Source organism: Clostridium thermosuccinogenes (assembly GCF_002896855.1).
Lineage (GTDB): Bacteria > Bacillota > Clostridia > Acetivibrionales > DSM-5807 > Pseudoclostridium > Pseudoclostridium thermosuccinogenes.
In genome coordinates this window covers 3639373-3663600 of sequence record NZ_CP021850.1, presented here as the reverse complement: position 1 = coordinate 3663600, position 24228 = coordinate 3639373, and the positions used below count along the sequence as shown (strand labels likewise).

Here is a 24228-nt window from a genome sequence, read left to right as displayed (position 1 = left end):
GAAATGCAAATATACAGAGCGCATGTTTTGGTTTGTGGAGGTACCGGATGTACATCATCAAACTCTGAAAAAATAATCAAAGAATTCGAAACGCGTCTGAAAGAAACTAATCTGGAAAACGAAGTCAAAGTGATAAGAACAGGATGTTTTGGACTTTGCGCCCAGGGACCTATAGTTATAGTATATCCTGAAGGAAGCATGTATACTCAGGTCAAGGTCGAGGATGTCCAGGAGATAGTAGAAGAGCACCTGTTGAAGGGAAGGCTGGTTAAGCGCTTACTCATAGGGGACATAGATGTTGAGGATGTTACCAAGTCCCTGGAGAACGTTGATTTCTTTAAGAGGCAGAAGAGAATCGCCCTGAGAAACTGTGGTGTTATCAACCCGGAAAACATAGACGAGTATATAGCATATGACGGATATAAGGCTCTGGAAAAAGTTCTGACGGAGATGACCCCTGCGGAAGTAATTGATATCGTCAAAAGGTCAGGCATCAGGGGAAGAGGTGGAGCAGGTTTCCCCACCGGCTTGAAATGGGAGTTTGCTTCCAAGTCACAAAACGAGCAAAAATATGTTTGCTGTAATGCCGACGAAGGAGACCCGGGGGCATTCATGGACAGAAGCGTTCTTGAAGGAGATCCCCACTCAGTAATTGAAGCGATGGCTATCGCAGGATATGCTATTGGTGCAAACCAGGGTTATATTTATGTAAGAGCGGAATATCCGATAGCGGTAAAGAGACTTAACATTGCCATTGCTCAGGCTAAGGAATACGGACTTCTGGGCAAAAACATCTTAGGAACAGGCTTCGATTTTGATCTGGAACTCAGACTTGGCGCAGGAGCTTTTGTTTGCGGTGAAGAGACTGCTCTCATGACATCAATAGAAGGAAAAAGAGGAGAGCCGAGGCCAAGACCGCCGTTCCCTGCTGTAAAAGGTTTGTGGCAGAAGCCTACAATTCTGAACAATGTTGAGACCTATGCCAACATACCGCAGATCATATTGAAAGGACCTGAATGGTTCTCCAGCATAGGTACGGAGAAGAGCAAGGGTACAAAGGTTTTTGCGGTTGGTGGAAAGATCAATCATACCGGTTTGGTGGAAGTAGAAATGGGAACCACCTTGAGAGAAGTTATTTATGACATCGGTGGTGGCATACCTAACGGCAAGAAATTCAAGGCTGCCCAGATGGGTGGACCTTCAGGCGGATGTATTCCGGCAGAGCACCTGGATACACCTATAGATTATGACTCCCTGATTCAGCTTGGCGCTATGATGGGTTCCGGCGGTTTGATAGTAATGGATGAGGACAGCTGTATGGTTGACATAGCTAAGTTCTTCCTGGAGTTCACCGTCGATGAATCCTGTGGTAAATGTCCTCCGTGCCGTATAGGTACCAAGAGGATGCTGGAGATCCTGGAGAGGATAACCAGCGGTAAGGGCGAAGAGGGAGATATTGAAAAGCTGGAGCTCTTAGCCAAGAACATTAAGGCTGCTGCACTCTGCGGTCTGGGACAGACAGCTCCCAATCCTGTTTTGAGTACTCTGAGATATTTCAGGGATGAGTATATCGCTCATGTTAAGGATAAAAAATGTCCTGCCGGAGTTTGCAAAGCGTTGATGAGCTATACAGTCTTTGAGGACAAGTGCAGAAGCTGCGGAATATGCGCTAAGCAGTGTCCTGTGGGAGCTATCAGTGGACAAAAGGGAGTACCCTATAAGATCAATAAGGATAAATGCATAAAATGCGGAGTTTGCGAGCAAAAATGCCCATTCAAGGCTATTGCCAAAGCTAACTGATGGAGGGAGAGTGTAAGAGATGGAAATGGTAAATATCACGATAGATAACAAGCAGATTCAGGTTCCCAGTCATTATACCGTATTGGAGGCAGCCAGAGAAGCCAATATAGAAATACCTACACTTTGCTTCCTTAAGGATATAAACGAAATAGGCGCCTGTAGGATGTGTGTTGTGGAGATAAAAGGCGCAAGGAGCCTTCAGGCTGCATGCGTATATCCTGTATCCGAAGGACTGGTAGTAAATACTCAGTCTCCGGCGGTAAGAGAAGCAAGAAAGGTAACCCTGGAGCTTATACTGTCAAACCATGATAAGAAATGCCTCACTTGCGTACGAAGCGAAAACTGTGAGCTGCAGAGTCTGGCTAAGAAGCTCAATGTAAAGGATATGAGGTTCGAAGGTGAAAACGTAATCCGTCCTCTGGATGATTTCTCACCATCGGTTGTAAGGGATCCAAACAAATGTGTTCTTTGCAGACGTTGCGTCAGCATGTGTAAAAATGTGCAGGGTATTGCTGCAGTTGAAACCAATGAGAGAGGTTTTAAAACCATTGTTTCACCTGTATTCAACAAGTCATTAAATGACGTACCTTGCGCAATGTGCGGTCAGTGCATCAACGTGTGCCCTGTTGGAGCATTGAGGGAAAAGGATGATACGGACAAGGTATGGGATGCTCTTGCAAATAAGGACTTGCATGTGATTGCGCAAACAGCGCCAGCCGTTAGAGTAGCCCTCGGTGAAGAGTTCGGAATGCCCATAGGAACAAGGGTTACCGGAAAAATGGTTGCAGCCCTCAAAAGATTGGGCTTTGAAAAAGTGTTTGATACTGACACAGCAGCAGATTTGACTATAATGGAAGAAGGAACAGAGCTTCTTGAAAGGATAAAGAACGGAGGAAAACTCCCTCTGATAACATCTTGCAGCCCTGGTTGGATCAAGTTCTGCGAACATTTCTATCCGGAGTTCCTGGATAATCTTTCATCCTGTAAATCTCCCCATGAAATGTTCGGTGCTGTGCTGAAATCCTACTATGCTGAAAAAATGGGCATTGATCCTTCAAAGATATTTGTTGTATCCATAATGCCTTGTACAGCTAAGAAATATGAAGCTCAGAGACCGGAGCTGTCTTCCAGCGGCTATCCTGATGTAGACGTAGTTCTGACCACAAGGGAATTGGCAAGGATGATTAAGGAAGCTGGTATAGACTTTGTCAATACCGCTGACGAGCAGTTTGATGATCCGATGGGAGATGCCAGCGGTGCCGGTGTAATTTTCGGAGCTACCGGTGGTGTTATGGAAGCAGCTTTAAGGACAGTGGCTGAAATCCTCGAAGGCAAATCCATTGACAATATTGAGTATACTCAGGTCAGGGGTGTTGAAGGCATAAAAGAAGCAGAGGTAGTAGCCGGCGGTGTGAAGCTAAAAGCGGCTGTAGCCCATGGCCTTAAAAATGCAAGAACCCTCCTGGATAGAATTAAAGCCGGAGAGGCAGAGTACCATTTTGTTGAGATCATGGCTTGCCCGGGAGGCTGCGTAAACGGAGGAGGACAACCTATACAGCCATCTGAAGTCAGAAGCTGGATAGACTTGAGAGCTGAAAGGGCAAAGGCTATATATGAAGAAGACAGGGATCTGCCAATAAGGAAATCCCATGAAAACCCGAAGGTTCAAATGCTCTATACAGAGTACTTTGAAAAACCGGGAAGCCATAAAGCTCATGAGCTTTTGCATACTCATTATGTCAAGAGGGAGAAGTACCCTGTAGAATAAGATTGTTCAAAACATGGAGGTCAGGTGTTAAAACCTGGCCTCGTTTTGTATATATTATACATTGGGGATAATGGGGCATCTGCTTGCTCGATGGGAAATTTTTATCTGGTATTGCCAAAATGTTGCACTGATTGTTGCAGAACATGTATAAAAATGTTAATATCACCTTAAGCGTTAGTATAGTAACAATAGGAACAGGAGGATGACTGTGGTCAAAATAGAGAACCTTTCAAAGGGTTATAATAAAGGGTCGGTGAAGGCGGTAGACAACCTGAACCTGCATGTGCGTCCGGGGGAGATATTCGGATTTCTTGGACCCAACGGAGCAGGGAAAACTACAACAATAAAGATGATGGTTGGCCTTATAAACCCTGACAGCGGCAGCATATCTATAAACGGATATGACATCAGCAGACAGCCGCTGGATGTCAAAAGGAGCATAGGCTATGTTCCTGATAACCCGGATGTTTATGAAAAACTTACCGGTATGGAGTATCTGAAATTTATGGCCGATGTGTACCGGGTTCCTTCGAAGGTACGCAAGGAGAGGATTGAATACTTTCTCGACATGTTCGGCCTGACAAATGCCGCTTCGGATTTGATAAAAAGCTATTCCCATGGTATGAAGCAAAAGATAGTCCTCATAGGGGCCATAATACATGATCCTGCGTTATGGATTTTGGATGAACCTATGGTAGGGCTTGACCCCAAATCGGCCCATCAATTGAAAGAATTGATGCGCCAGCACTGTGACAAAGGAAATACCGTGTTTTTTTCCACCCATGTGCTCGAGGTGGCGGAGAGACTTTGCGACCGGCTAGCTATCATCAACAAAGGAAAACTTGTGGCGATAGGTACGATGGATGAACTTAGAAAAGGAGATCAGGCAGATTCCCTGGAAAATATTTTTCTGGAGTTGACAGAGTGATGAGAACGTTTTTTAACTTGTTAAAAATCAACCTAAATCTTAATTTTGGTATTTCCGCCCTGAAGTACCGCTTCACAAAGGAAAAAAAGCGTTTGTGGGAGCCAATACTTATAGGCTTATGTGTAATACTCGGCTTGGGTTTCATGACAGTGACGATTTCATTTTTGATGTTTGCAATATTTCTGGCAGGCAAACAGGTCAATAAACCGGAAATGGTGTTAACTTTGGCGGTATTGGCTGGACAGTTTCTGATACTGTTTTTCGGTATACTTTATGTAATGAGTTCCTTTTATTTCTCGCCGGACCTGAACATATTGATACCTTTGCCTCTGAAGCCTTCACAGGTGCTTGGAAGCAAGTTTGCTGTCATTATGATAAATGAGTATCTGACGCTTTTACCCATGCTTCTTCCTGCAATAGTGATCTATGGGGCCGGCATGAGAATGGGATTTTTGTATTGGGTCAAAGGATTGTTGATTTTTCTTGCAGCTCCGGTAATCCCGCTGATCATAGGTTCCTTATTGATTATGATATTGATGCGCTTTATTAATTTCAGGAAGAGCAAGGATTTGCTGGCTGTTATCGGTGGAATATTCGGTGTAATTATTTCTCTGAGCGTTAATTATTTTATGCAGAGCTTCCCAAAAGTAAATGAGGAAGAGATAGTCAACAACCTGTTAAGCGGCCAGTTCAACTTAATTGAGATGATAGGACAAAGGTTTCCTCCCAGCATATGGGCCACTTATGCTTTATCCAAGCCTGGCTTGGAAGGGCTCGGATACCTTGCACTCTTTTTAGGTATGTCTGTAATCTTGTTTGCAGCATTGATGTGGTTAGGCAACCAGATTTTCTACAAGAGCGTGCTGTCCGGACAGGAAGTTTCAAGGAAGCACAAGGCTTTGTCAAAGGAAGAGATAGGGAAAAAATACGTCAAGACTTCAAGTGCAGTCTCTGCATTGTTTTGGAGGGAATGGAAGCTCTTTCTCAGGACTCCTGTGTACGCTATGAACGGCATAGCCGGAATGGTTATTGCACCTTTTGCCATGCTGATACCCATTCTTGCAAATAAAGAAATAGATAAGGATAAAATGCTCAGCTTTATACAAAATCCTGATTACATACTTCCCATATCCCTTGTAGGGCTGGCGATAATGCTTTTTACCAGCAGCATGAACATTGTCGCGTCAACATCGGTATCGAGGGAAGGGCAGATGTTCTGGATATCCAAGATGATACCTGTGCATCCGAAGGAGCAGGTTACAGCCAAGCTGATTCATGGTATAGCTATCCAAACTATAGGGGTGCTTGTGACTGGTGCTGTGTTTGCATTTGTAACCAGGATTTCGTTCCTGCATTTGCTGGCATTATTGCTGCTGGGAGTAATCGGGACAGTCGGATTGGTAGCGATCAACCTTTTGATTGATGTATTACGCCCCAAGCTGGATTGGAAAAATCCTCAAGAGGCTGTGAAATCAAATATGAATGGTTTTCTGGGCATGCTGGCTACGTTTGCTATACTCGGAGTTCTCAGCGCGGCAGCTGTTGGCATGGTGCTGCTTAATTTGCCCCATTGGCTGATATACTTGCTTTTGGGCATATTGATGATTATTTTCGCAGTGGCTTTGTCAATTGGACTCTTTGCGGTAGCAGAATACAAATATCCTCATATTGAAGCATAAGGCTGTGAAAATATATAAGCATGCATACTCTTTCATATGTAAGGTCATAATTTTATAGTAATTGTTAGGAAGGTGTCTGCAAATGGCTAAACAACAATGGAAACCATCAACCTTGCTTAATCCGGTGCCGGTGGTAATGGTGACATGTGCCGATGAAAACGGCAAACCCAATATTATAACCCTTGCGTGGGCTGGAACCATCAATTCGGATCCTCCGATGGTGTCCATATCCGTGCGCAAAGAGCGCTATTCCTATAATCTTATAAAGGATAAAGGACAATTCGTCATAAATCTCGTGACAAGAAAGCTTGTAAGAGCGACCGATTACTGCGGGGTGAAATCAGGCAGGGACATAGATAAATTTGAGGAAACCAAACTTACCGCGGAAAAAGCATCAAAGGTGGACGTACCTCTGATCAAGGAAAGTCCCGTCAATCTTGAGTGTGTGGTAAAAGACAGGATTGAATTGGGTACCCATGATATGTTTATAGCTGAGATTGTTGCTGTGGATGTGGAGGACAGCCTGCTGGACGAAAAGGGCAAGTTATGCCTGGAGAAGGCGGATCTGGTCTGCTACTCCCATGGTGAGTACTGGAGCTTGGAGAAGTCTCTGGGATTTTTTGGCTACTCCGTGGCTAAGAGGAAGAATCTTAAAAGGAATCAAAAATAACTGAGTATAAATCGAAAATATATAACAATCTGGAGTTAATCCGAAATGCATGATATAAGGTTTGAAGAAGTAAAAGAAGAGCATCTGCCGGCACTGTTGGAGATATACAATTACTACGTCTCCAACAGCACGGCTACTTTCCATATAGAGCCGATAGGCCTGGATGAGATGAAAGATATCGTATTTTTTGATAATCCCAAATATAAGGCATATGCCATAATTGATGACAGGGACATATGCGGATATTGCATCCTCTGCCCGTTTAAAAAGCGGGAGGCTTATGATATCACGGCCGAGGTTACCATATATATCAGGCACGACCATGCGGGCCTGGGGATTGGAAGCGCAGCGCTCCGGCATTTGGAAAACCTGGCGGCTAAAAATGGAATACATTCACTTATCGCTGTAATATGTGGTGAGAATACTGCCAGCATACGGCTGTTTGAGAAAAACGGATATGAGAAATGCGGGCATCTCAGGGAAGTAGGTATGAAGTTCGGCAGGATGCTGGACGTGGTTTATTATGAAAAGATTATTTAGGTAGCAGAAGGTCACACAGTTTGTGTGACTTTTTGTTTTAGCTATTGTTGTTTGTTGGGTATAGCAATGGGAGGGTTGTTTGCAATTGCTTCTGTTGTTGCAAAGCTTACTCATAATAGATGTATTAATTGCGGAGCAGGGATTCCAAGCTTCGAGGCATTCAGGATATACGACTTAGATGACATATAATGCAGCACTTCAAAGTTTGTAGCTAAACTCCTGTTTATATAGGCAATCTGGTATGTGCATAGATTCTATCGGAATAATTACTCATTTAGTTGGATGCTTCAAAACCTAGTTTGTAAGGATGGGAAATTTGCTGACTTTTGATGTATGCTATCGGTATCTGATATTTTCAGATTTTATTGGTTATAATCTAGTTACATTAGCTATATAATTCATATCGTTGTATTGAAAGTTTTAGATGCAGGCACTTTTTTTGAAGGAATTTCCAAGCTTTCGTCGAATAATCTAAAATAGAATAGTTATAATTGATAGTTCATTCACTTTTTACACTTTCCGGAAGCAGATATGGATCTTCGATATTCAAACATGACTGAAAGCTCAAACTCTAAGTCAACAGAGATATATCCACATGTTATCAGCGATGATATTTCTGCTATAAAGAACCTGTTGGATTATTTGATGGGATATGAAATACGGAAACTGTAATTAGATAAGTGATTTTATGAACATGTTCGCATAAAGATTGAGATCTAAGTGTTAATGTGAACATGTACGGGAATGATTTAGTTCTACGAAATCTTAAAATGCTAATCACGATGAATAATAAAAAACAGGGGGAAATACAGTGAATAATTATATAAAGAATATGCGTAGCCTTATCGGAAACAAACCTCTTCTTGTATGTGGAGCTAGTACTATTGTACTTGATGGTGATAATAGGGTGTTAATGCAACTAAGAAAGGATAATAATTGCTGGGGGTTTCCTGGAGGAGTAGTTGAGTTGGGTGAGAAAGTTGCAGATGCAGCAATAAGAGAGGTTTTCGAAGAGACAGGATTAATAGTTTCTGATTTAAAATTGTTTGGAGTATTTTCAGGGGAGGATTTACATTATATCTATCCTAACGGAGACGAAGTTTATATTGTTGATATAGTATTTGTTTCAAAAAATTATAGGGGTTGTATCAAAATTGATGAAAGTGAATGTAAAGACGTCAGGTTTTTTGATATAGACAATGTTCCAGAGAATATTAGTCCTCCATTAAAGCAGTCAGTGAATGAATTGATCAGAAAACATAGGGATAAAAGTTTATATAAATTATTTGATGATTAAAGGTACTCTGGAATGTGCAGTTGCCTGCAGGGTAAAGGGCATCGGGAACATGGAATGACATATAAAATAATAACTTAAGACATCGTCCGACGGGTGAAAAATGTATGCTCTGCGTATGAATTATTGAGGTCCATTGAAAAATTTTGGAGGATGGCCATGAAAAAAGCTGCTTTTATTGATTTTCAAGGTACGCTCGGCGGTAAGGGAACTGACGACATAAGGTCATTGGACTTCTATCCTTTTTCCATCGAAGCAATTAAAAAATTAAACGACAACGATATACTTGTGATAGGTATAACCAATCAGTCGCACATATCAAAAGGTGAACTCACATGGGACCAATACAACGAAAAACTTAACTCATTGAAAGAGGAACTAAAAAATCATAATGCTTATTTTGATGCGGTCTATTGCTGTCCCCATACTAGTTCCGATAACTGCAACTGTAAAAAACCTCTTACAGGTATGATAGACGCTGCATGCAAAGAGTTTGAAATTGATGTCAAAGGCTCATATGTTATTGGAGATATGGGCATGTCCGACATGATACTGGCAAAAAATATTGGCGCAAAAGGTATTCTTGTCTTGACTGGTGTGGGAAAAGGAAGCCTTAATGAATACAGGCATACATGGAAAGACGTAGAGCCATATTTCACCGCTGAAAATGTATTGGAAGCTGTCCATCGGATATTAAGCGGCATAAATACATAGTGTCTTCATAAGTTGTTATAAGCTAGGGAAATACTTGAGTTTCTTTTCGCTAGAATATTATTCTTTGCGGGGGAAGCCTTATTGTTAAAAAAGCTAAGAGAGAGCGTTTGCGGCTGAGTTGCTGACGGATAAGCAAAGAGTTTATAAGCAATTTGCAGAAATGAAGATGGGGTAGCTGGAAGAGTGACATTCAAAAAAGCTGGAGAAGTGGTTATTAAGTCCAATATTTCTGGTTGAATCCTCCGTTATTACGATAGGATAAGGCTGGTGTTTGATTAGAGCCAAAGCGCTTGAATTGTCATTTATGTTGATGTAGATATTATATAAGGCAGAGCAATTTCCTTATTTGCACTTAATGCTTGATGTTGTGTAAGCGTTGAGATTTATATTGGGCGAGTCAAAAGCTAAAGCATATCCTCTATTTTCCGCAAGTAAAATCAAGCAATGCCATTTCCTTTATCTTATAATGACTATAGAGTGGTTGAAATGAGGTGAAAAGATGAATGTACGAGTGGCATAAGCAAATCAAAGTGATTGTTGATGAAATTGACGAGTGTATTAAAAACCGCAACTGTGAAGCAATAACGCTGCGCTTTCTTTCACGCAACCTGGGTTATTCCGAATTTCATACTACGAGAAAATTTAAGGAAATAACGGGCATGCAATTTAAGGATTATCTGCGGAATAGAAAATTAGCCTTTGCGCTGAAAGAAGTTCGGGATAGTGAAAAAAGTATTCTGGATATTGCTTTTGATTACGGTTTTTCATCCCATGAAGCCTTCACCAGAGCTTTTAAGGGAATATATGGTGTGGCTCCGAGTGAATATCGAAAAAACCCTATGCCTGTCGTCCTTCGTACAAAAATAAACCCTTTCGACCGCTATTTTTTCGGATTGGGAGAGATTGGTATGGTGAAATCTGCAGATGATATTAAAATCTATTTTGTTACCATTCCCGCACACAAATTTTTGCACATTAGAAACTATGAGAGTAATGGGTATTGGGATTTTTGGCAAAAGCAAAGCCTTATCCCGGGGCAGGACTGCGAAACAATTTGCGGCTTACTTGACAGTATCAAAGGCAAATTGGATGACTACGGAGGGAGCGAACCTAACAGCGGCAGCGGTCAGATTATGGCGTACATAATTGACCCGAGCGGTAGACTCTGTGATTGGGGTATTCCACGTATAGAGTGTTATGGTGTACGTCTTCCAATTGATTATAACGGTGAAGTACCGCCACAAATGATTATGATGGATGTGCCCGAAGCCGAGTATATTGTCTTTGAACATGGGCCTTTCGATTATGAGCAGGAAAACCGCAGTGTGGAAGAAAAGATGGAAAAGGCAATGGCAGCTTTTGATTTCACAGGCACCGGATATTGCCTGGACACTTCCCCCGGTAGAATGATTTACTTTTATCATGATCCAGAGCAGTTTTGGAAGTATATCAGGCCGGTGAGGAAGGTATGATCAATAAAAAGCTACTTACCTAATGTGAAGGGGATATGATACCTCTTAAGTAGACAAGGGAAATGAGAAAAATCTGCTTAGGAGGTATTTTTATGTCCAATAACCGATCAGAGCAAATACTTCAAATACTTTTCTTAAGAAAATGCAAATATTCATTAAGTATGTCCGAGCAATTTTGCTTTGCAAAGTATACAGGTTTATTTTGATGCCAAAGGCGTCGCAGATGTGGTCGGTTATACGAATTTCTCCCTTTTATTGTAAATGCAAGCCGGACTATCCGGGAAAATTTGTGATATAATCATTCTAATAATTAGTTTTTAAAGGGACAAAACTCGTTTGATGGAGGCTGTTCCGGTAAGATCGCTTTATTGTTTTGCAAGCTTATGGGCCTTTTTGCAACATGAGCCAGCTATAAGTACTGTAGGGGGATATCGATGAAAATAACTGATATTACAGATGATTCGGATCATGATAATATCTTACTAGAATTAATTGAACGAGATACACATCTATATAATGCAAGCAATTACGCTACGCTTTACAAATTAGCTTTGGAAGGGCAAACTGGAAATCATGGTATCATAAAAGCGTTTGTATACGGTAATTCATTGCGCTTCAAGCTGATTTTTGAAAATGCTCCTGAAAATACAGAATTTCAAGCTTTGGCGAAAATGATAAATCAAATTTGTGAAGCAAATAAAAAGAACAGGATTATGCTTTGGTACTCTCAAATACATGGCAACGTGCAATGTGATGAGCTATTTAAGCTATTGCCTATTGCAGGGGAGCCTTATTATTTTTCAGAATACATCATGCCACGCAATGCAATAAATAAAGAACTTGACTTAAAAGGCTTATCCAGTAAGTTATATTCTGTTGAAATGCTGGATGACTGTATTGATATATTGGAATCAGCATTCACCCCTTTTTTGGATGCTCCCGGTTCTTTTGCAAGAGAAAAAGACTGGATAAATAAATCATTACAATCAAGAGATAAAGCGCGCTGTGAAGTTTTTTTCAATGGAGATAAGGCAGTGGGGTTGTATAGCCATAACGATGGCAGTATCGAGTATGTGGCAGTAAAAAAAGAATATCAAAATCGTGGATTTGGAAATGTAATGCTTTTAAAGGCTTTTCATTCAATACTTCATGATTCTGAAAATCCACCATCTTTATGCTCGGGAGATAAGAATAAAAGAGCACAAAGATTCTATGAAAGAGCCGGAATGAAAAAAATTTGCAGTTCCGTCAGAGCGGAAATATCACCGGGTAACACTTAAATTAATAACTGCAATCATTAAGTATCATGGAGAAAGCAGTATTTAGCCATTAAGGTTGTCATATTTCGTAAAAGCTGATACAATCAAACTTAGGTAAGACTACCGTTCAAAAACTCTTTGAATTTATGAAAGCAAAATTAACTAGAACAAAATATTTATCCATCTTTAGAAAAGGAGTAAGCTGAATGCTCTTATATATAATACGCCACGGCGATCCCATATACAATCCCGATTCACTAACTGAAAAGGGGATTTTACAAGCAAAGGCGCTGGCCAAAAGATTGGCGGTACATGGCCTTGACAGAATTTTTGTTTCACCTATGATACGTGCCAGACAAACGGCACAGCCCACATGTGATTTGCTGAAAATAAAGCCGGAAGTAGCTGAGTGGACCAGTGAATCTTTGGCATGGCAAGAATTTGCATGTAACGATGAAAGCTTCGGTGACAAGATTGAATGGAGTTTTAATGTGCCAAAGGTAAGATACAAAGCTCCGGAGGTTCTTGCTTTGGGTGAGCGTTGGTATGAGGCAGATCCTTTTTGCCGTACAAAAGCCCGTGAAGGGTATGCAAGAATACAACGAGAGTCCGATAAATTTACAGAAATGCTGGGATACAAACGGGAAGGAACTCTGTATAGAATTCTTCGTCCTAGTGATGAGAGAGTAGCGGTATTTTGTCATAGCGGTTTTGGCAGTGTATGGATTTCATATCTTCTTGCCATTCATCCCATTATATTCTGGTCTTCTTTTGGTTTAAATCATTCATCGGTTACTATTCTTGAATTTATGAACACGGAGAACGGTATAACTGCACCATATTGTTTGACGCTTTCCGATACATCACACCTGTATGCTGATGGTTTGCCGCTGGAATTCTGCAATAGAGTAAAAATTTAACCTTCTGTTCTTGAATAATTCCGGCAAAATATGTGCTAAAGAGCAAAAAAGCGGGTTGCCCTAGTGGATAGGGCAACCCGATATCGATTATCTCTGGTCTGAGATGGTTGCATTGTCATTATCCTGAGATAATTGTGCAAGGTTATCATACGGCGGTCCCATTGTAGTTCCGGCTAGGAGAACAATATCGAATTCATTGGGAGGCGTTCCCCAGGAGTTCCCGAAGAATGTAGTAAGTGCTCCATCCACAAGGAATCCGCCTTTCGTGTTATAAACAACGTTGTTATTGATGGCGCCGGTTGTACCTGGATTGATATACATTCCGGTTCTCAGGGAGTAGAAGGTATTTTCTTCTAAAAGAACGTTTACGGTATTTACCTGCGATACAACAGCCCTGTTCACAACCCAGTTATCCATTGGCGGTGGCTGCGTAGGTCCGAAAATGGTATTTCCGATAAGCCTTACATTAGGTGCGCCTATTTGGATAAATTCTTTAGGATAAGGAACATCGCTGGTCATGGTTAATCCCTGAACGGTTGCGCCGCTGCCCGTAATCAACATGGCAATGAAGTCTCCCTGCAGGATTAGCTCCGCACCCGGTTCGCCGAGCAGGGTTACTCCTGCTTTGTTCAGGTTGATCTGGGTTGTAATGGGATAAGTTCCGGCTTCTATATGAACTGTTCCACCGGGGACTACCGCATTAATACCTTCGGTAATGGTTCCAAAGGGGTGTGCGATGCTTCCGTTTCCTCCCACACTACCAGCTCTTACACGGATGTTTTCGGGATCCACCACTTCATTTACCGCCATGTCCAGGGCTTCCTGCAAGCTGGACACCGATGGATATCCCAAATCAGGACGGTTTGTCAACAAGGATTGCAGCACTATATCCTGGGCTGCCGTACTCAGGGAATTAAAGCCATCAAGATTCAAACCAAGGGCAGGATCGGTAATTGCTGCCCGCATTTGCGTGATATCCTGGGCATTGTTTACAGCATCAAGCTGTGGATCAGTAGATACAGGTGCACCAATTCTTAAAATCATGATGGAAGCACTAACTCCGGTTTCTGTTCCTCCTGCTGCATTATCAAGGGTAACCGGGCCAGCGCTGGTATGATTCCTCAGGGTTATTTGATCGCCAGCGGCTGCATTAATTATAACCATTCCGGTATAACCGTTATTAGTCGTGCTGGTTCCATAAGTGCTTCCTGGTACAGGATTGTTGTTCTGGTACAGAGTAAATTGATTAGCCTCTGCTCCGGTTACAGTATACCAGACTGCATAGACTCCAGGAGTCTCAATGATAATAGGAGCAGTGTTCGTATCATGGCTGATCCCAAGCAAAGCACCATTGTTGCTAAAAGCAATGGAATCATTTACTGCAACCGTCTGATTGCCGGTGTTATAGATATACCCATAGGGGTTATCCGAAGGAGGAGTCGGAGTATCCGAATAGGTGATCACCAGCCTCGGGAAATATGGTTCATATACTATATTATTTGTAGCAAACTGAACTAAGGTTACCCCATCAGGATTGGTCAATGCTATTCCGAAATTGGGATAAGTTCCGTTGAGCCATTGGTTCACAAGCTCTGTGATATCAATTTCCACAATCGTATACAGATCCGATGTTTCCACATTTATTTGTGAAGCTGTGGGCGTAAAGGATGGCAGAGTATTATAAGTTACAGTGCTGGCATCAAACGGACTGGTCACTCTGTTTACAACGATAGGGCTTGACTCTGTACCGGTTTTCACAATTACGGCCAGTTGCAGCACAGCACTATCGACATTGGTTACCGGTATAGATGACAAATCGATTTCCATTAGGCCGATAGAATCTGAAAAAGATGGCTCATTACCCACATACATCAGTGGGTAAAACGAAAAATTCTGTGTCGGTTGAGAAGAAGATACAAACGTTGTATCGGGAATACCAACCGATACTGTCGGCATAAATAGTCACATCCTTTCTTTTTCTTAGAGTAGATATTTCATCTTTTATAAAAATGCAACGGTAAAGGGGAGTAGGCCTTTTCTGCCGAATCAGGCCATACTTCCGTTTTACCATATATATAAATCATATTCACTGTTTCATAGAATGTTGCATACTCTGTTATCATTCTTAACGGGTTCTGATTTGCTATCACTTCCTTTGAGTTATGTGAATGTAACATTACATAATCTGTTTGCATATTATTGTATCAAGGCCAGTTTTAAACTATCTTACATGCCCAGGCTTGTAGCAGAGCATTTAGAAATGGAACGGAAGCAAAAAAAGAGAATCATTTATACCATAGGAGGGTATGCGAATGAGCAAAGCGTTAATTACAGGAATCACCGGACAGGATGGTTCTTATCTGGCGGAATTTTTATTGGAAAAAGGATATGAAGTTCATGGACTTATCAGAAGAAACAGTACAGATAATACAGAAAGGATCCGCCACCTGCTCGATGAGCCGAAAAGGGTGACTTTGCATTATGGTGATATGACCGATGCAGGCAGCCTGAGTAGATTGCTGTATAAGATTGAACCCACCGAGGTGTATAATCTGGCAGCACAAAGCCATGTGAAAGTTTCTTTTGATATGCCGAAATTTACTGCAGATGTAAATGCTATCGGAACAGTCATGTTGTTAGATGCCATCCGGGACGTGAACCCGGACATTAAATTTTACCAGGCTTCCTCCAGCGAACTGTTTGGGAAGGTAAGGGAGATACCGCAGAATGAAAACACACCTTTTTACCCGAGAAGCCCTTACGCAGTAAGTAAGCTGTATGCATACTGGATAACGGTAAACTATAGAGAATCTTATAATTTATTTGCTTGCAACGGAATTCTCTTTAATCACGAATCCCCCAGAAGAGGGAAAAATTTTGTTACCAGGAAAATTACCACCGGAATTGCCGACATTCTGAAGGGAAACTCCGAGTGTTTGTACCTCGGCAATCTGGATGCAAAAAGGGATTGGGGATATGCAGGAGATTACGTAGAAGCCATGTGGATGATACTCCAGCAAGACAGACCCGACGACTATGTGGTTGCAACCGGAGAAACACATACAGTAAGGGAATTCTGCGAACTGGCATTCAGGAATGTCGGGATCAACCTGATCTGGACAGGAAAAGGTCTGGATGAAAAGGGTGTTGATAAGGATACCGGTAGGGAACTGGTCAGGGTGAGCAGTGAGTTTTTCAGGCCAGCAGAAGTAGATTTGCTTTTGGGAGATCCCACGAAGGCAAAAAACAAGCTGGGCTGGAAACCCAGGGTGTCCTTTGAAGAATTGGTTGCTATGATGGTGAAAAGCGATCTTGAGGCTGCGGGAGTAAAATTGGATGGTAGTGTCAAAAGTTCTATGAAAGAATAAAATTTTGACGCCAGAAATGAGAGTATTTACCAAATATGCACATTGGAAACCAAATAAGCAACAAGAAAAACCATGGGAATATAATACCTGTGGATTTGATGGATAACCCGCCCGAGGCATGGATAACAAGTGGATAAAGCATTGGCAACGAAAAGCGTGTTGCCAACACTTTATCACACAAGTTACCCACACCCCTCAAATCAGCGGGTTACCCACAAACTCCACAGGTTCGGCGGCGACTGTTTTGCTATGCTATGCTACAAAAATAAGAGGATGAATTTCGTTCCTTAAGCAGATTGTTGGGCTTTGATGTATTCTTGGGACATTTTAATGAGTGTAACCCACCTGGCAGGCATATTAGGCCGGTCTTTGAGCTCTTCTAAGACCACCGGCACCCTGCCTTCCAGAGAGGAATGAGGCCTTAGGAAGTTGAAGTAGGCTACAAACAGTGTAAGGAAGGATACTGAACCTGCATAGTTGTTAAAACCGTTGGTGGGTCTGTAGTTTCCCTTGAAGGTGCGGTTTAACCTTTCGATGATCTGCTTTAAAGGCCTGTATTCTTCGGAGATAGGGTCGTCGTTGGTAAGACCGATTACCTGCTTTATGTCAAAGTGGATGCCGTACTGGGCGAAATAGTGTTGAGCAAGCATGTAAATAGGGTTCCCGTCAAAGATCAGGGTAAGATCCTCAGGAAGCTTATCGAACTTGGACAATGCTTCGTCAAGAGCATAAATTGCAGCTTTAACATCACGGTTGGCAGAGACGGGGTATGAGAGGATAATCTTCTTTACTGCGTCGAATATAAAGAATACGTAATGCCATTTGCCCAGAACCTTTATGTACGTCTCATCCCCGCAGATGGAATCTGAGAGATCATACTTGTAGTTGTCAATGAAGGGTTTAATGTTTGTGGCAACAGCATCGGCATAATTTGATACCGACTGATGAGAAACACTTACACCATGTACTTCACGCATAAGGGCAGCTGTCATCCGGGTAGAAAGGCCAAAATTGACATGGTATGTAAGTATCAGCCCCAGGACGTGAGGAGAGACATAAAGCCTTGATATATCTACACTCGGAGGCTGGGAAGGCTTTCTTACCAAAGGCTCAAAGTCAATATCAAACTCCCTGTAGATGTAATGGAGCTTGAAATCATGTGGAGAAGACTTGTAGCGCTGCTTGTCTTCCTCGGACATGGAATTGAGCCTGTCAAGGTAATAGGGGCACTTGGAGTTGGTGCACTTATGTACGTTGAAGTCCTTACGCTCTTTCTTAAGTTCCAGTGTCCTTCCACAGTGGGGGCAGAGGAAGATGAGATTTTTTAGGTAACGGTTTTTCTTGTTGAAAGTGCACTTGCAGACTTTGCATAAGTACTGGCCTTTACCACCGGTATTGTCGTAAAGGTATTCATGAGGAGCTCCACATCTTGGGCAGGCCATAGTATCAGGGACTGTAGAAGCTTTTCTCCTTGTAATAGGGGTTATAAGCTTACCGGTTTCCTTGAGATGATTTGAAATAAGCTGCTTATAATCAAGCTTCTCAAGTGTCTCAATAATCGGCATGGTATCCACCACAAGCTTGCGGTAAGGCTTCCTAACAGGCTCATCGTAGTACTTGCGGACGGATCCTTTACTAAAGAGTGCACACATGAGGTAAATGATAATTTTAGCTTGTATTTGAATGTATAGTAGTAAAACTGTTATAATGTTGTTCAAAGGTACTTAACTCCTTTCTTTGGGGGTTGTCCAGCAACAACATTATACCAAAAAAAGGGCAAGTACCTTTGCCTTTCTATACATTCTTAATTTCCAGTTAAATGAGGGTAAAACCCTTAATAATATAAAAGCAAGTAAAACCAAGGGTTAGAGGTCAAAAGCATATCAAAACTTTTGACACTACCAATTGGATTAAGGAGGGGGTTATATGGAAAAAAACAGTAGGATATATGTGGCTGGACATACCGGAATGGTTGGTTCAGCCATTGTCAGATGCCTTCAGCAAAACGGATATGAGAACATTATCCGGAGGACACATAAGGAACTGGATTTAACCAATCAGGCAGAATGCGAAAAATTCTTTGAAGAGGAAAAACCGGAATATGTGTTTCTGGCTGCCGCAAAAGTAGGAGGAATTCATGCAAACGATACTTACCCTGCGGATTTCATCATGGAGAACATGCTCATTGAATGCAATGTGATTCGCAGCGCTTTTAAGAATAAAGTGAAAAAGCTGATGTTCCTTGGAAGTGCATGCATTTATCCGAAATTATGCCCACAACCGATTAAAGAAGAATACCTGCTTACCGGCCCGCTGGAACCTACCAATGAAGCTTACGCCCTGGCTAAAATATCGGGTATCAAAATGTGCCAGTCTTACAACAAGCAATATGGCACCCGTTATATTTCGGTAATGCCTGCCAACCTATACGGCATCAATGACAGGTTTGATGAATACAACTCCCATGTTATCCCGTCCATGATGATAAAATTCCACAAAGCGAAGCTTGAAAACCGGCCTTTCGTTGAATTGTGGGGTACGGGCAAGCCTCTTAGAGAATTTCTATATGTGGATGACATGGCCGAAGCATGTCTTTATCTGATGCAGAACTATGAAAGCAGTGAGCTTATAAATATCGGTTCCGGAAGGGAAATCAGCATAAGGGAGCTTGCTGAGATTATTCGGGATGTTGTAGGTTTTCAGGGTGAAATTGTATTTGATACCACAAAACCCGATGGAACGCCTCGGAGAGTTTTGGACAATTCCAAGATTTCAGCCACCGGTTGGAAGCCAAAAATGGATATAAGGGAAGGAATCAAGAGGGAATACGAATATTACGTAAACATGCTGAAGAATAACTCCCAGGTATAGGAAGGAAAAGGGAAGTAGCTTTGGCACAGTCAGTACAGGGGGATATCAAACGGCATTTAATTTCCATGCCATAAAAATATGTTCCTTCTTGCAATAAACAGTTTTCATGTTTCTACTGTATAATGCAAGTGGAACATATAAAAAATCCGTCCCCCTGTTTCTTTTTTTAATACTCTTTTATTCGGCAAACAATTGCTTGAGAACATCCATCTGAGCCTGGAGCAATGCCTCCGATTTTGTTTTGAATGTATATACTTCATTTTTAAGCCCTTCATATTTTGCTTGAAGTTTACGGGCCTCATTGGTAGCATTTTCGATGATTTTTTGTGCTTTTACCTCTGCTTCTTCCACGATGTTTTTTGCCTTGTCGCATGCATTTGCCTTGATTTGCTCGGCAGTATGTTGTGCAACCAGGATGGAATGCTGCAGGGATTCTTCAAGTACCTTGTAATGCTGCACTGTCTCATTCAGAGCGGATATCTGGCTTTTCAGATCATGAATGCTGTTGCTCATTTCCGTATAGTCTTCAATGACTTTTGCAAGCAGGCTGTCTACCTGCTTTTTGTTGTACCCATCAAAAAGTGCTTTCTTGAATGTGAGGCGGCTTAAATCAGTAGAGGTGTAATTCACACGACCATCTCCCAACACATATTCCTGTAACAATTTTATTCAGGAACTGAGCGGGATATCACAATTCATTTTTTTGACGCTTTAATTTCGAATGCCGTGGTTAATGTCCCCAAAGGGAAAATGTCCCGATCCTTTGCTGGAATTTGAAAACGCGAAAAATCCCGTGTTGAAATCATGTCGCATACATCCCTGAACCACATAAAATTGCTGATATAAGCATAAAATCTGGCTCTATCCAAGCATGCAGGAGAAATTGGATAGTATCTGCTCATCCGTTTGACAAAATTCTCTCCCAGATGATCTATAAGCATTCCTATATCATAGGCAGGATCGCCAAATCCTGCATTGCTGAAGCCTATAATGCCGCTGACTTTTCGGGACGATTTGTCAAACAGTATATGGTTAGGCGTTAAATCTCCGTGAATAAGCACGGACTGGAAATCAAAAAATTTTTCGTTGTCAATGACAGGCTGTATAATCTGCCGCAAATACTCTTTTACATAGTCTGTGCAGTAATGTAATATCTTTCTTTGCATGGTTTCCAGTTCGGCCAGCCATTCTTCCTGTGTACGGTTCATTTGAGAATAGCCGATGTTTGCATGTTGTGCTTTTTTTACCGGGATGGTATGCAATTGATGTAAAAAAGTCGCAATCTGCTTGGCAATGGCATCCTGTGTCTGATAATCCGATTTCAACAAAAGGTTTCTATATAAAGGCGAACCCTTGATAAAACGACGCTTGGTTACGTTTTGATCAACAAGCTCCACATCCGGTAAAGGCAAATCAACAAAATCCTGGATGAAGCGGATCACGTCCGCTTCGTTTCTCAGGTAGGTAGCGCTCCAGTCATACCTTGCAAATTTAAACACCGCCTCATTATTTACAATAGCGACATCGCTATAACTGCCATCGGTTTTATTAAATTCAATTTTTGACAGATCCAGCTGGGGGTATCTGCTCTTTATCAATTCCATGTATTTGAGTTCATTGGAATTCAAAAATTATTCCTCCTCTCCATTGGAAATAACCTTTTAATATAATAGTTTTATATTGGTTTCAGGCCAATCCTTAAGCCTCATCACCGTATTGGACAGGTTTGAATAACCGTTTCCTATGAAAAAGTCGCATTGTGCAGCCAGGTACGTATCCTTTATGACCTCAATGGTATCCTTGATGAGTTCTACGCCTTTGTGCCTTTTGTTCGGGTAGTCCTGAAGGTAAGTGGGTATCCGCTCTTTTAGGGGACGTTTTTTGCTGTCGCTATATAAAAGCATTCCATTCACGCCGTACAGCTTTTTGTATTCTTTCAGTATTTTATTGGAGTCGGTTATCAAAAATATATGTCTGACGTTGTACCGTACAATATAGTGCCAGATATAAGGCTTATACAGCTCATTCAAATCATAAAGCTGTGCTACTTCATTCACAATAGCATTGGAACGGCAGTGAATTCCGAGTATCGGCTTTTCATCCCTGAAATCGGGGGTCGTATTGATATATTTTTTGATTTCCCGTTTCACTTCAGGCTTTGGCTTCAGATATTTATCAAAAAGACACCGGTAAACCTGATAAGGAGTTTTTCCGTAAGACCAATGCGACCTGTTGGTCCATGCCAATATGGAGCTTAAGGGATAATAAATGTCACTGACAACGATATTGGCGTCACTTTTCATCAGGCTTTTCAAATCCCGGTATTCCATTTTAAACCTGTCACTGTCTTCTGCAAGAATTTTCTCTATATTCCATGTAGGCGGATAAAAAGAATATCCCGGACGGACAATATCATTGACCGTAAGTGCGGAAACCGGTTCGAAAAAAAACTCGAATGCATTTGTAGCTATGGACTCACTATACAGGCTTTCCATACCCCAGTACACGACCGGAATCCGGTTGGTCAATTCTGCTGCAAGAAGTTGGCACATAACATGATCCACATCGGCCCAAATGCTTTTACCCAATGATTTTATCAATAGATATCGGTTCGTCTGCATACGTATTCACACCTCCGTATAATTCAGGATATTCTGATCTGTGGCGAATTCTTTCCGATTTTCTTCTCTTCCGGTCTGCTTTCACACGCTTTTTAGCCAACTTCATTTCATGCTTCAGATCTCTGTAAAAAAGGACAATATTGGTGTCCGGCCAATCCTTCAGGCGTTTTACTGTGTATGATACGTTGGAATACCCATTGCCAATAAAAAAGTCACACATGGATGCCAGGTAGGTATCCTTGATGATCTCTATCCCTTTACGCCTTCTTTCAGAATAGCTGGTAAGATGGGGAGCGTTTTTCGTGTCATTGAGCTGTCCCCTTTTACAATCGGTAAAGACCACCATCTGACCATACCTCTTTTGAAAGTCGGTGAGAATATCCTCGCAGTCTGTCAACAATAGGATTTTCTTGATATCATACTTATTAATAAAGTTTTGTATTGTTTGATGATACTTTTTGTTCAAGTGCGACAAGTTTTCTACTTCTTTTACCTTGTCGCCGCCACGGATGTGGACCCCTAGCAGCGGATGGAACTCTTTCATGTGTTCATCATAAAACTCCTGTATTTCTTCCTGGATATCAGGCTTCAGCCTGATATATTTATCAAACAGGCATCGGTATATCTGGTGGGCAGTCATTCCGTAAGCCCAGTGGCTCTTAGGAATGTAATGGATAATTGGGCGGATGAAATAGTGGGTATCACTGACCACCACATTGGCATTGCTATTCATCATATCGCCCAGGTTCCGGTAAGCCCAGGCTACTTTATCCAAATCCTCTACCTTGAGGTTTTTTTCATTCCAGATAGGCGGATAATAAGTAAAACCAGGCTGGATCAATTCTTCCACTGTGTAATTGGATACTGGCTCAAAATATAACTCAAAAGCATTACCTTTAAATGATTCGGAATACAAGCTGTTTGTTCCCCAATAAACGACAGGAATCCGGTTGGTCAGTTCAGCAGCCAGCAGCTGTCCCATCACATGGTCTACGTCTGACCAGAAACCGCAACCCCAGCTTTTTATAAGCAGAAATCGATCAGCTGTCATTTTCGTCACCCCCAATGTGCAGTTTTTTCTTTATTTTGTTGTAGAGCTTTTCCATAAACTTCACAAAGGACTGGAACATTTTCTTTTCATTTGACACAATCATTTTTACATTGACGGGGTATTTGCGTTTTTCCCTTTGTCGGAAAAGAAGCTTGACATTTCCATCCGGCCAGTCTTTTATCCGGGATATTGCCCGGGACAGGCTTGAAAAATCGTTTCCTATAAAAAAGTCGCACTGAGCGGCCAGATATGCGTCCTTAATCGACTCTATGCCTCGTCTTCTTTTCACCATGGGATTTTCCATGTAGTATGACGGGTCGCTGCCGGATAATCGCTTGCAGTCTGTATACACAACCATATCACCATACATGTTCCGGTATTCTTCCACCGCTTCCTCACTGTCGGTGAGAAGGAATATCTTCTTAATCGCATACTTGTTTATCAGCTTTTGGATTTCAGAATGATATTGGGTATTGGCTTTCAATATTTTCGCCTTTCCTCTAAACCGGTATTTTATTTTCTGTTTCTTTGCATTCTTTGTACCATATTTTCTGCTGTTTCTCCTCCAGTAGTGCTCATCTACTATGTCTTTTCTTACGTCGATGATCTTGTCGTCTTCTTCCCTACGAACATGTACTGCCAGCAGGGGATGCCCGTCCTTGAGCCATGACTGGTAAAATCCCTGCACCTCCATAAGAATGTCCCTTTTGAGTCTTATATATTTATTGTAAAGGTAACGATAAATCTCTGTGGCTGTCATTCCGTATGCTGCATTATCCTTCTTGACGAAAGGAATGATTTCTGATATCGAAAAATATACATCCCCGATGACCACATTAGCGTCACTGCTTATAAGATCGCCGATGCTTCTGTACATCCAGGTATCCTTACAAGTATCTTCCACCAGCAGATTGTCTGCATCCCAGACGGGTGGATAGAAGGTGTATTCGGGCTTGGTTAAATCAAAAATGCTATAGTTGGATACAGGTTCAAAATACAGTTCAAATCCGTTTGTATGAATAAATCCATTATGCAGACAGTGGGTCGGCCAATAGATAACAGGAATACGGTTGGTGATCTCGGCTATTAAAAGCTGACCCAGGACATGTTCCACATCAGACCATAACCTGTAACTCCAAGGCTTAATTAAAAGGAATCTGTCACCTGCCATGTAAGGTTCACCTCACAATTTTTCCATTTATTCTTTTCTTCAAGTTTATATTATGTATACCCTCTATTTTGTGTGCAAGGTTATGGAAAGATAAAGGTCCCG

The 24228-nt window shown here is 41.7% G+C and carries 20 protein-coding genes; 13 read left to right on the top strand and 7 right to left on the bottom strand.

The genetic code is table 11. The features are described from left to right. Positions 1-3 precede the first annotated feature (3 nt). The 11 genes from nuoF to CDO33_RS16085 all read left to right on the top strand — a co-directional run bounded on the left by nuoF (position 4) and on the right by CDO33_RS16085 (position 13044). Positions 4-1800 (top strand): NADH-quinone oxidoreductase subunit NuoF, encoded by a 1797-nt coding sequence (gene nuoF, locus CDO33_RS16135; RefSeq protein WP_103079673.1) that lies wholly within the window; start codon positions 4-6, stop codon positions 1798-1800. Between the two features lie 19 nt (positions 1801-1819). Next, positions 1820-3568 (top strand): NADH-dependent [FeFe] hydrogenase, group A6, encoded by a 1749-nt coding sequence (locus tag CDO33_RS16130; RefSeq protein WP_103079672.1) that lies wholly within the window; start codon positions 1820-1822, stop codon positions 3566-3568. A gap of 208 nt (positions 3569-3776) precedes the next feature. Then, positions 3777-4496 carry an ABC transporter ATP-binding protein gene (locus CDO33_RS16125; protein ID WP_103079671.1) on the top strand — a complete coding sequence of 240 codons (720 nt, stop codon included), beginning with the start codon at positions 3777-3779 and terminating at the stop codon, positions 4494-4496. Continuing rightward, positions 4496-6175 carry a putative ABC transporter permease subunit gene (locus tag CDO33_RS16120; RefSeq protein ID WP_103079670.1) on the top strand — a complete coding sequence of 560 codons (1680 nt, stop codon included), beginning with the start codon at positions 4496-4498 and terminating at the stop codon, positions 6173-6175. The genes CDO33_RS16125 and CDO33_RS16120 overlap by 1 nt, the downstream gene beginning before the upstream one ends. An 82-nt stretch (positions 6176-6257) precedes the next feature. Beyond that, positions 6258-6845 carry a flavin reductase family protein gene (locus CDO33_RS16115; RefSeq protein ID WP_103079669.1) on the top strand — a complete coding sequence of 196 codons (588 nt, stop codon included), beginning with the start codon at positions 6258-6260 and terminating at the stop codon, positions 6843-6845. Between the two features lie 45 nt (positions 6846-6890). Then, positions 6891-7385, top strand: coding sequence for a GNAT family N-acetyltransferase (locus CDO33_RS16110; protein ID WP_103079668.1), 495 nt, complete (start codon positions 6891-6893; stop codon positions 7383-7385). Positions 7386-8196: 811 nt separating this feature from the next. Then, positions 8197-8682 carry an NUDIX hydrolase gene (locus CDO33_RS16105; protein ID WP_103079667.1) on the top strand — a complete coding sequence of 162 codons (486 nt, stop codon included), beginning with the start codon at positions 8197-8199 and terminating at the stop codon, positions 8680-8682. Positions 8683-8838: 156 nt separating this feature from the next. Continuing rightward, on the top strand, positions 8839-9393 hold the full coding sequence (locus CDO33_RS16100) for a D-glycero-alpha-D-manno-heptose-1,7-bisphosphate 7-phosphatase (RefSeq protein WP_161496393.1): 555 nt from the start codon (positions 8839-8841) through the stop codon (positions 9391-9393). Positions 9394-9896: 503 nt separating this feature from the next. Beyond that, the gene (locus tag CDO33_RS16095; protein ID WP_103079665.1) at positions 9897-10865 is read left to right on the top strand and encodes a helix-turn-helix transcriptional regulator; all 969 of its coding nucleotides are present in this window, start codon (positions 9897-9899) and stop codon (positions 10863-10865) included. A 434-nt stretch (positions 10866-11299) separates the two neighbouring features. Beyond that, positions 11300-12145, top strand: coding sequence for a GNAT family N-acetyltransferase (locus CDO33_RS16090; RefSeq protein WP_103079664.1), 846 nt, complete (start codon positions 11300-11302; stop codon positions 12143-12145). Between the two features lie 185 nt (positions 12146-12330). Further along, a complete protein-coding gene (locus CDO33_RS16085; RefSeq protein WP_103079663.1) occupies positions 12331-13044 on the top strand; it encodes a histidine phosphatase family protein in 714 nt (237 codons plus the stop codon). Positions 13045-13131: 87 nt separating this feature from the next. On the opposite strand, the gene CDO33_RS16080 is transcribed toward CDO33_RS16085, so the two are convergent. Continuing rightward, complete coding sequence (locus CDO33_RS16080; RefSeq protein ID WP_103079662.1) at positions 13132-15000, bottom strand: DNRLRE domain-containing protein; 1869 nt, start codon at positions 14998-15000, stop codon at positions 13132-13134. A gap of 356 nt (positions 15001-15356) precedes the next feature. On the opposite strand from CDO33_RS16080, the gene gmd reads away from it, so the two are divergent. Further along, positions 15357-16412: a GDP-mannose 4,6-dehydratase gene (gmd, locus tag CDO33_RS16075; protein WP_103079661.1), complete on the top strand. Its 1056-nt coding sequence runs from the start codon at positions 15357-15359 to the stop codon at positions 16410-16412. 287 nt (positions 16413-16699) lie between these two features. On the opposite strand, the gene CDO33_RS16070 is transcribed toward gmd, so the two are convergent. Next, the gene (locus CDO33_RS16070) at positions 16700-18064 is read right to left on the bottom strand and encodes a DDE-type integrase/transposase/recombinase (RefSeq protein ID WP_207655289.1); all 1365 of its coding nucleotides are present in this window, start codon (positions 18062-18064) and stop codon (positions 16700-16702) included. Positions 18065-18338: 274 nt separating this feature from the next. Here CDO33_RS16070 and CDO33_RS16065 point away from each other — a divergent pair, with 274 nt between their 5' ends. Beyond that, positions 18339-19283, top strand: a complete 945-nt coding sequence (locus CDO33_RS16065; RefSeq protein ID WP_103082313.1) for a GDP-L-fucose synthase family protein — start codon at positions 18339-18341, stop codon at positions 19281-19283. Between the two features lie 177 nt (positions 19284-19460). Here the strand turns inward: CDO33_RS16065 and CDO33_RS16060 are convergent, their stop codons facing one another. From CDO33_RS16060 to CDO33_RS16040, 5 genes are all read right to left on the bottom strand, one after another. Next, the gene (locus CDO33_RS16060) at positions 19461-19913 is read right to left on the bottom strand and encodes a DivIVA domain-containing protein (protein WP_103082312.1); all 453 of its coding nucleotides are present in this window, start codon (positions 19911-19913) and stop codon (positions 19461-19463) included. A gap of 65 nt (positions 19914-19978) precedes the next feature. Continuing rightward, a complete protein-coding gene (locus tag CDO33_RS16055) occupies positions 19979-20911 on the bottom strand; it encodes a phosphotransferase family protein (RefSeq protein ID WP_103082311.1) in 933 nt (310 codons plus the stop codon). A gap of 33 nt (positions 20912-20944) precedes the next feature. Further along, positions 20945-21904, bottom strand: a complete 960-nt coding sequence (locus CDO33_RS16050; protein ID WP_103082310.1) for an O-fucosyltransferase family protein — start codon at positions 21902-21904, stop codon at positions 20945-20947. Then, the gene (locus CDO33_RS16045; protein WP_103082309.1) at positions 21864-22955 is read right to left on the bottom strand and encodes an O-fucosyltransferase family protein; all 1092 of its coding nucleotides are present in this window, start codon (positions 22953-22955) and stop codon (positions 21864-21866) included. Before CDO33_RS16045 ends, CDO33_RS16050 begins: the two co-directional genes overlap by 41 nt. After that, positions 22945-24126, bottom strand: coding sequence for an O-fucosyltransferase family protein (locus tag CDO33_RS16040; RefSeq protein ID WP_103082308.1), 1182 nt, complete (start codon positions 24124-24126; stop codon positions 22945-22947). Before CDO33_RS16040 ends, CDO33_RS16045 begins: the two co-directional genes overlap by 11 nt. Positions 24127-24228 lie beyond the last annotated feature (102 nt).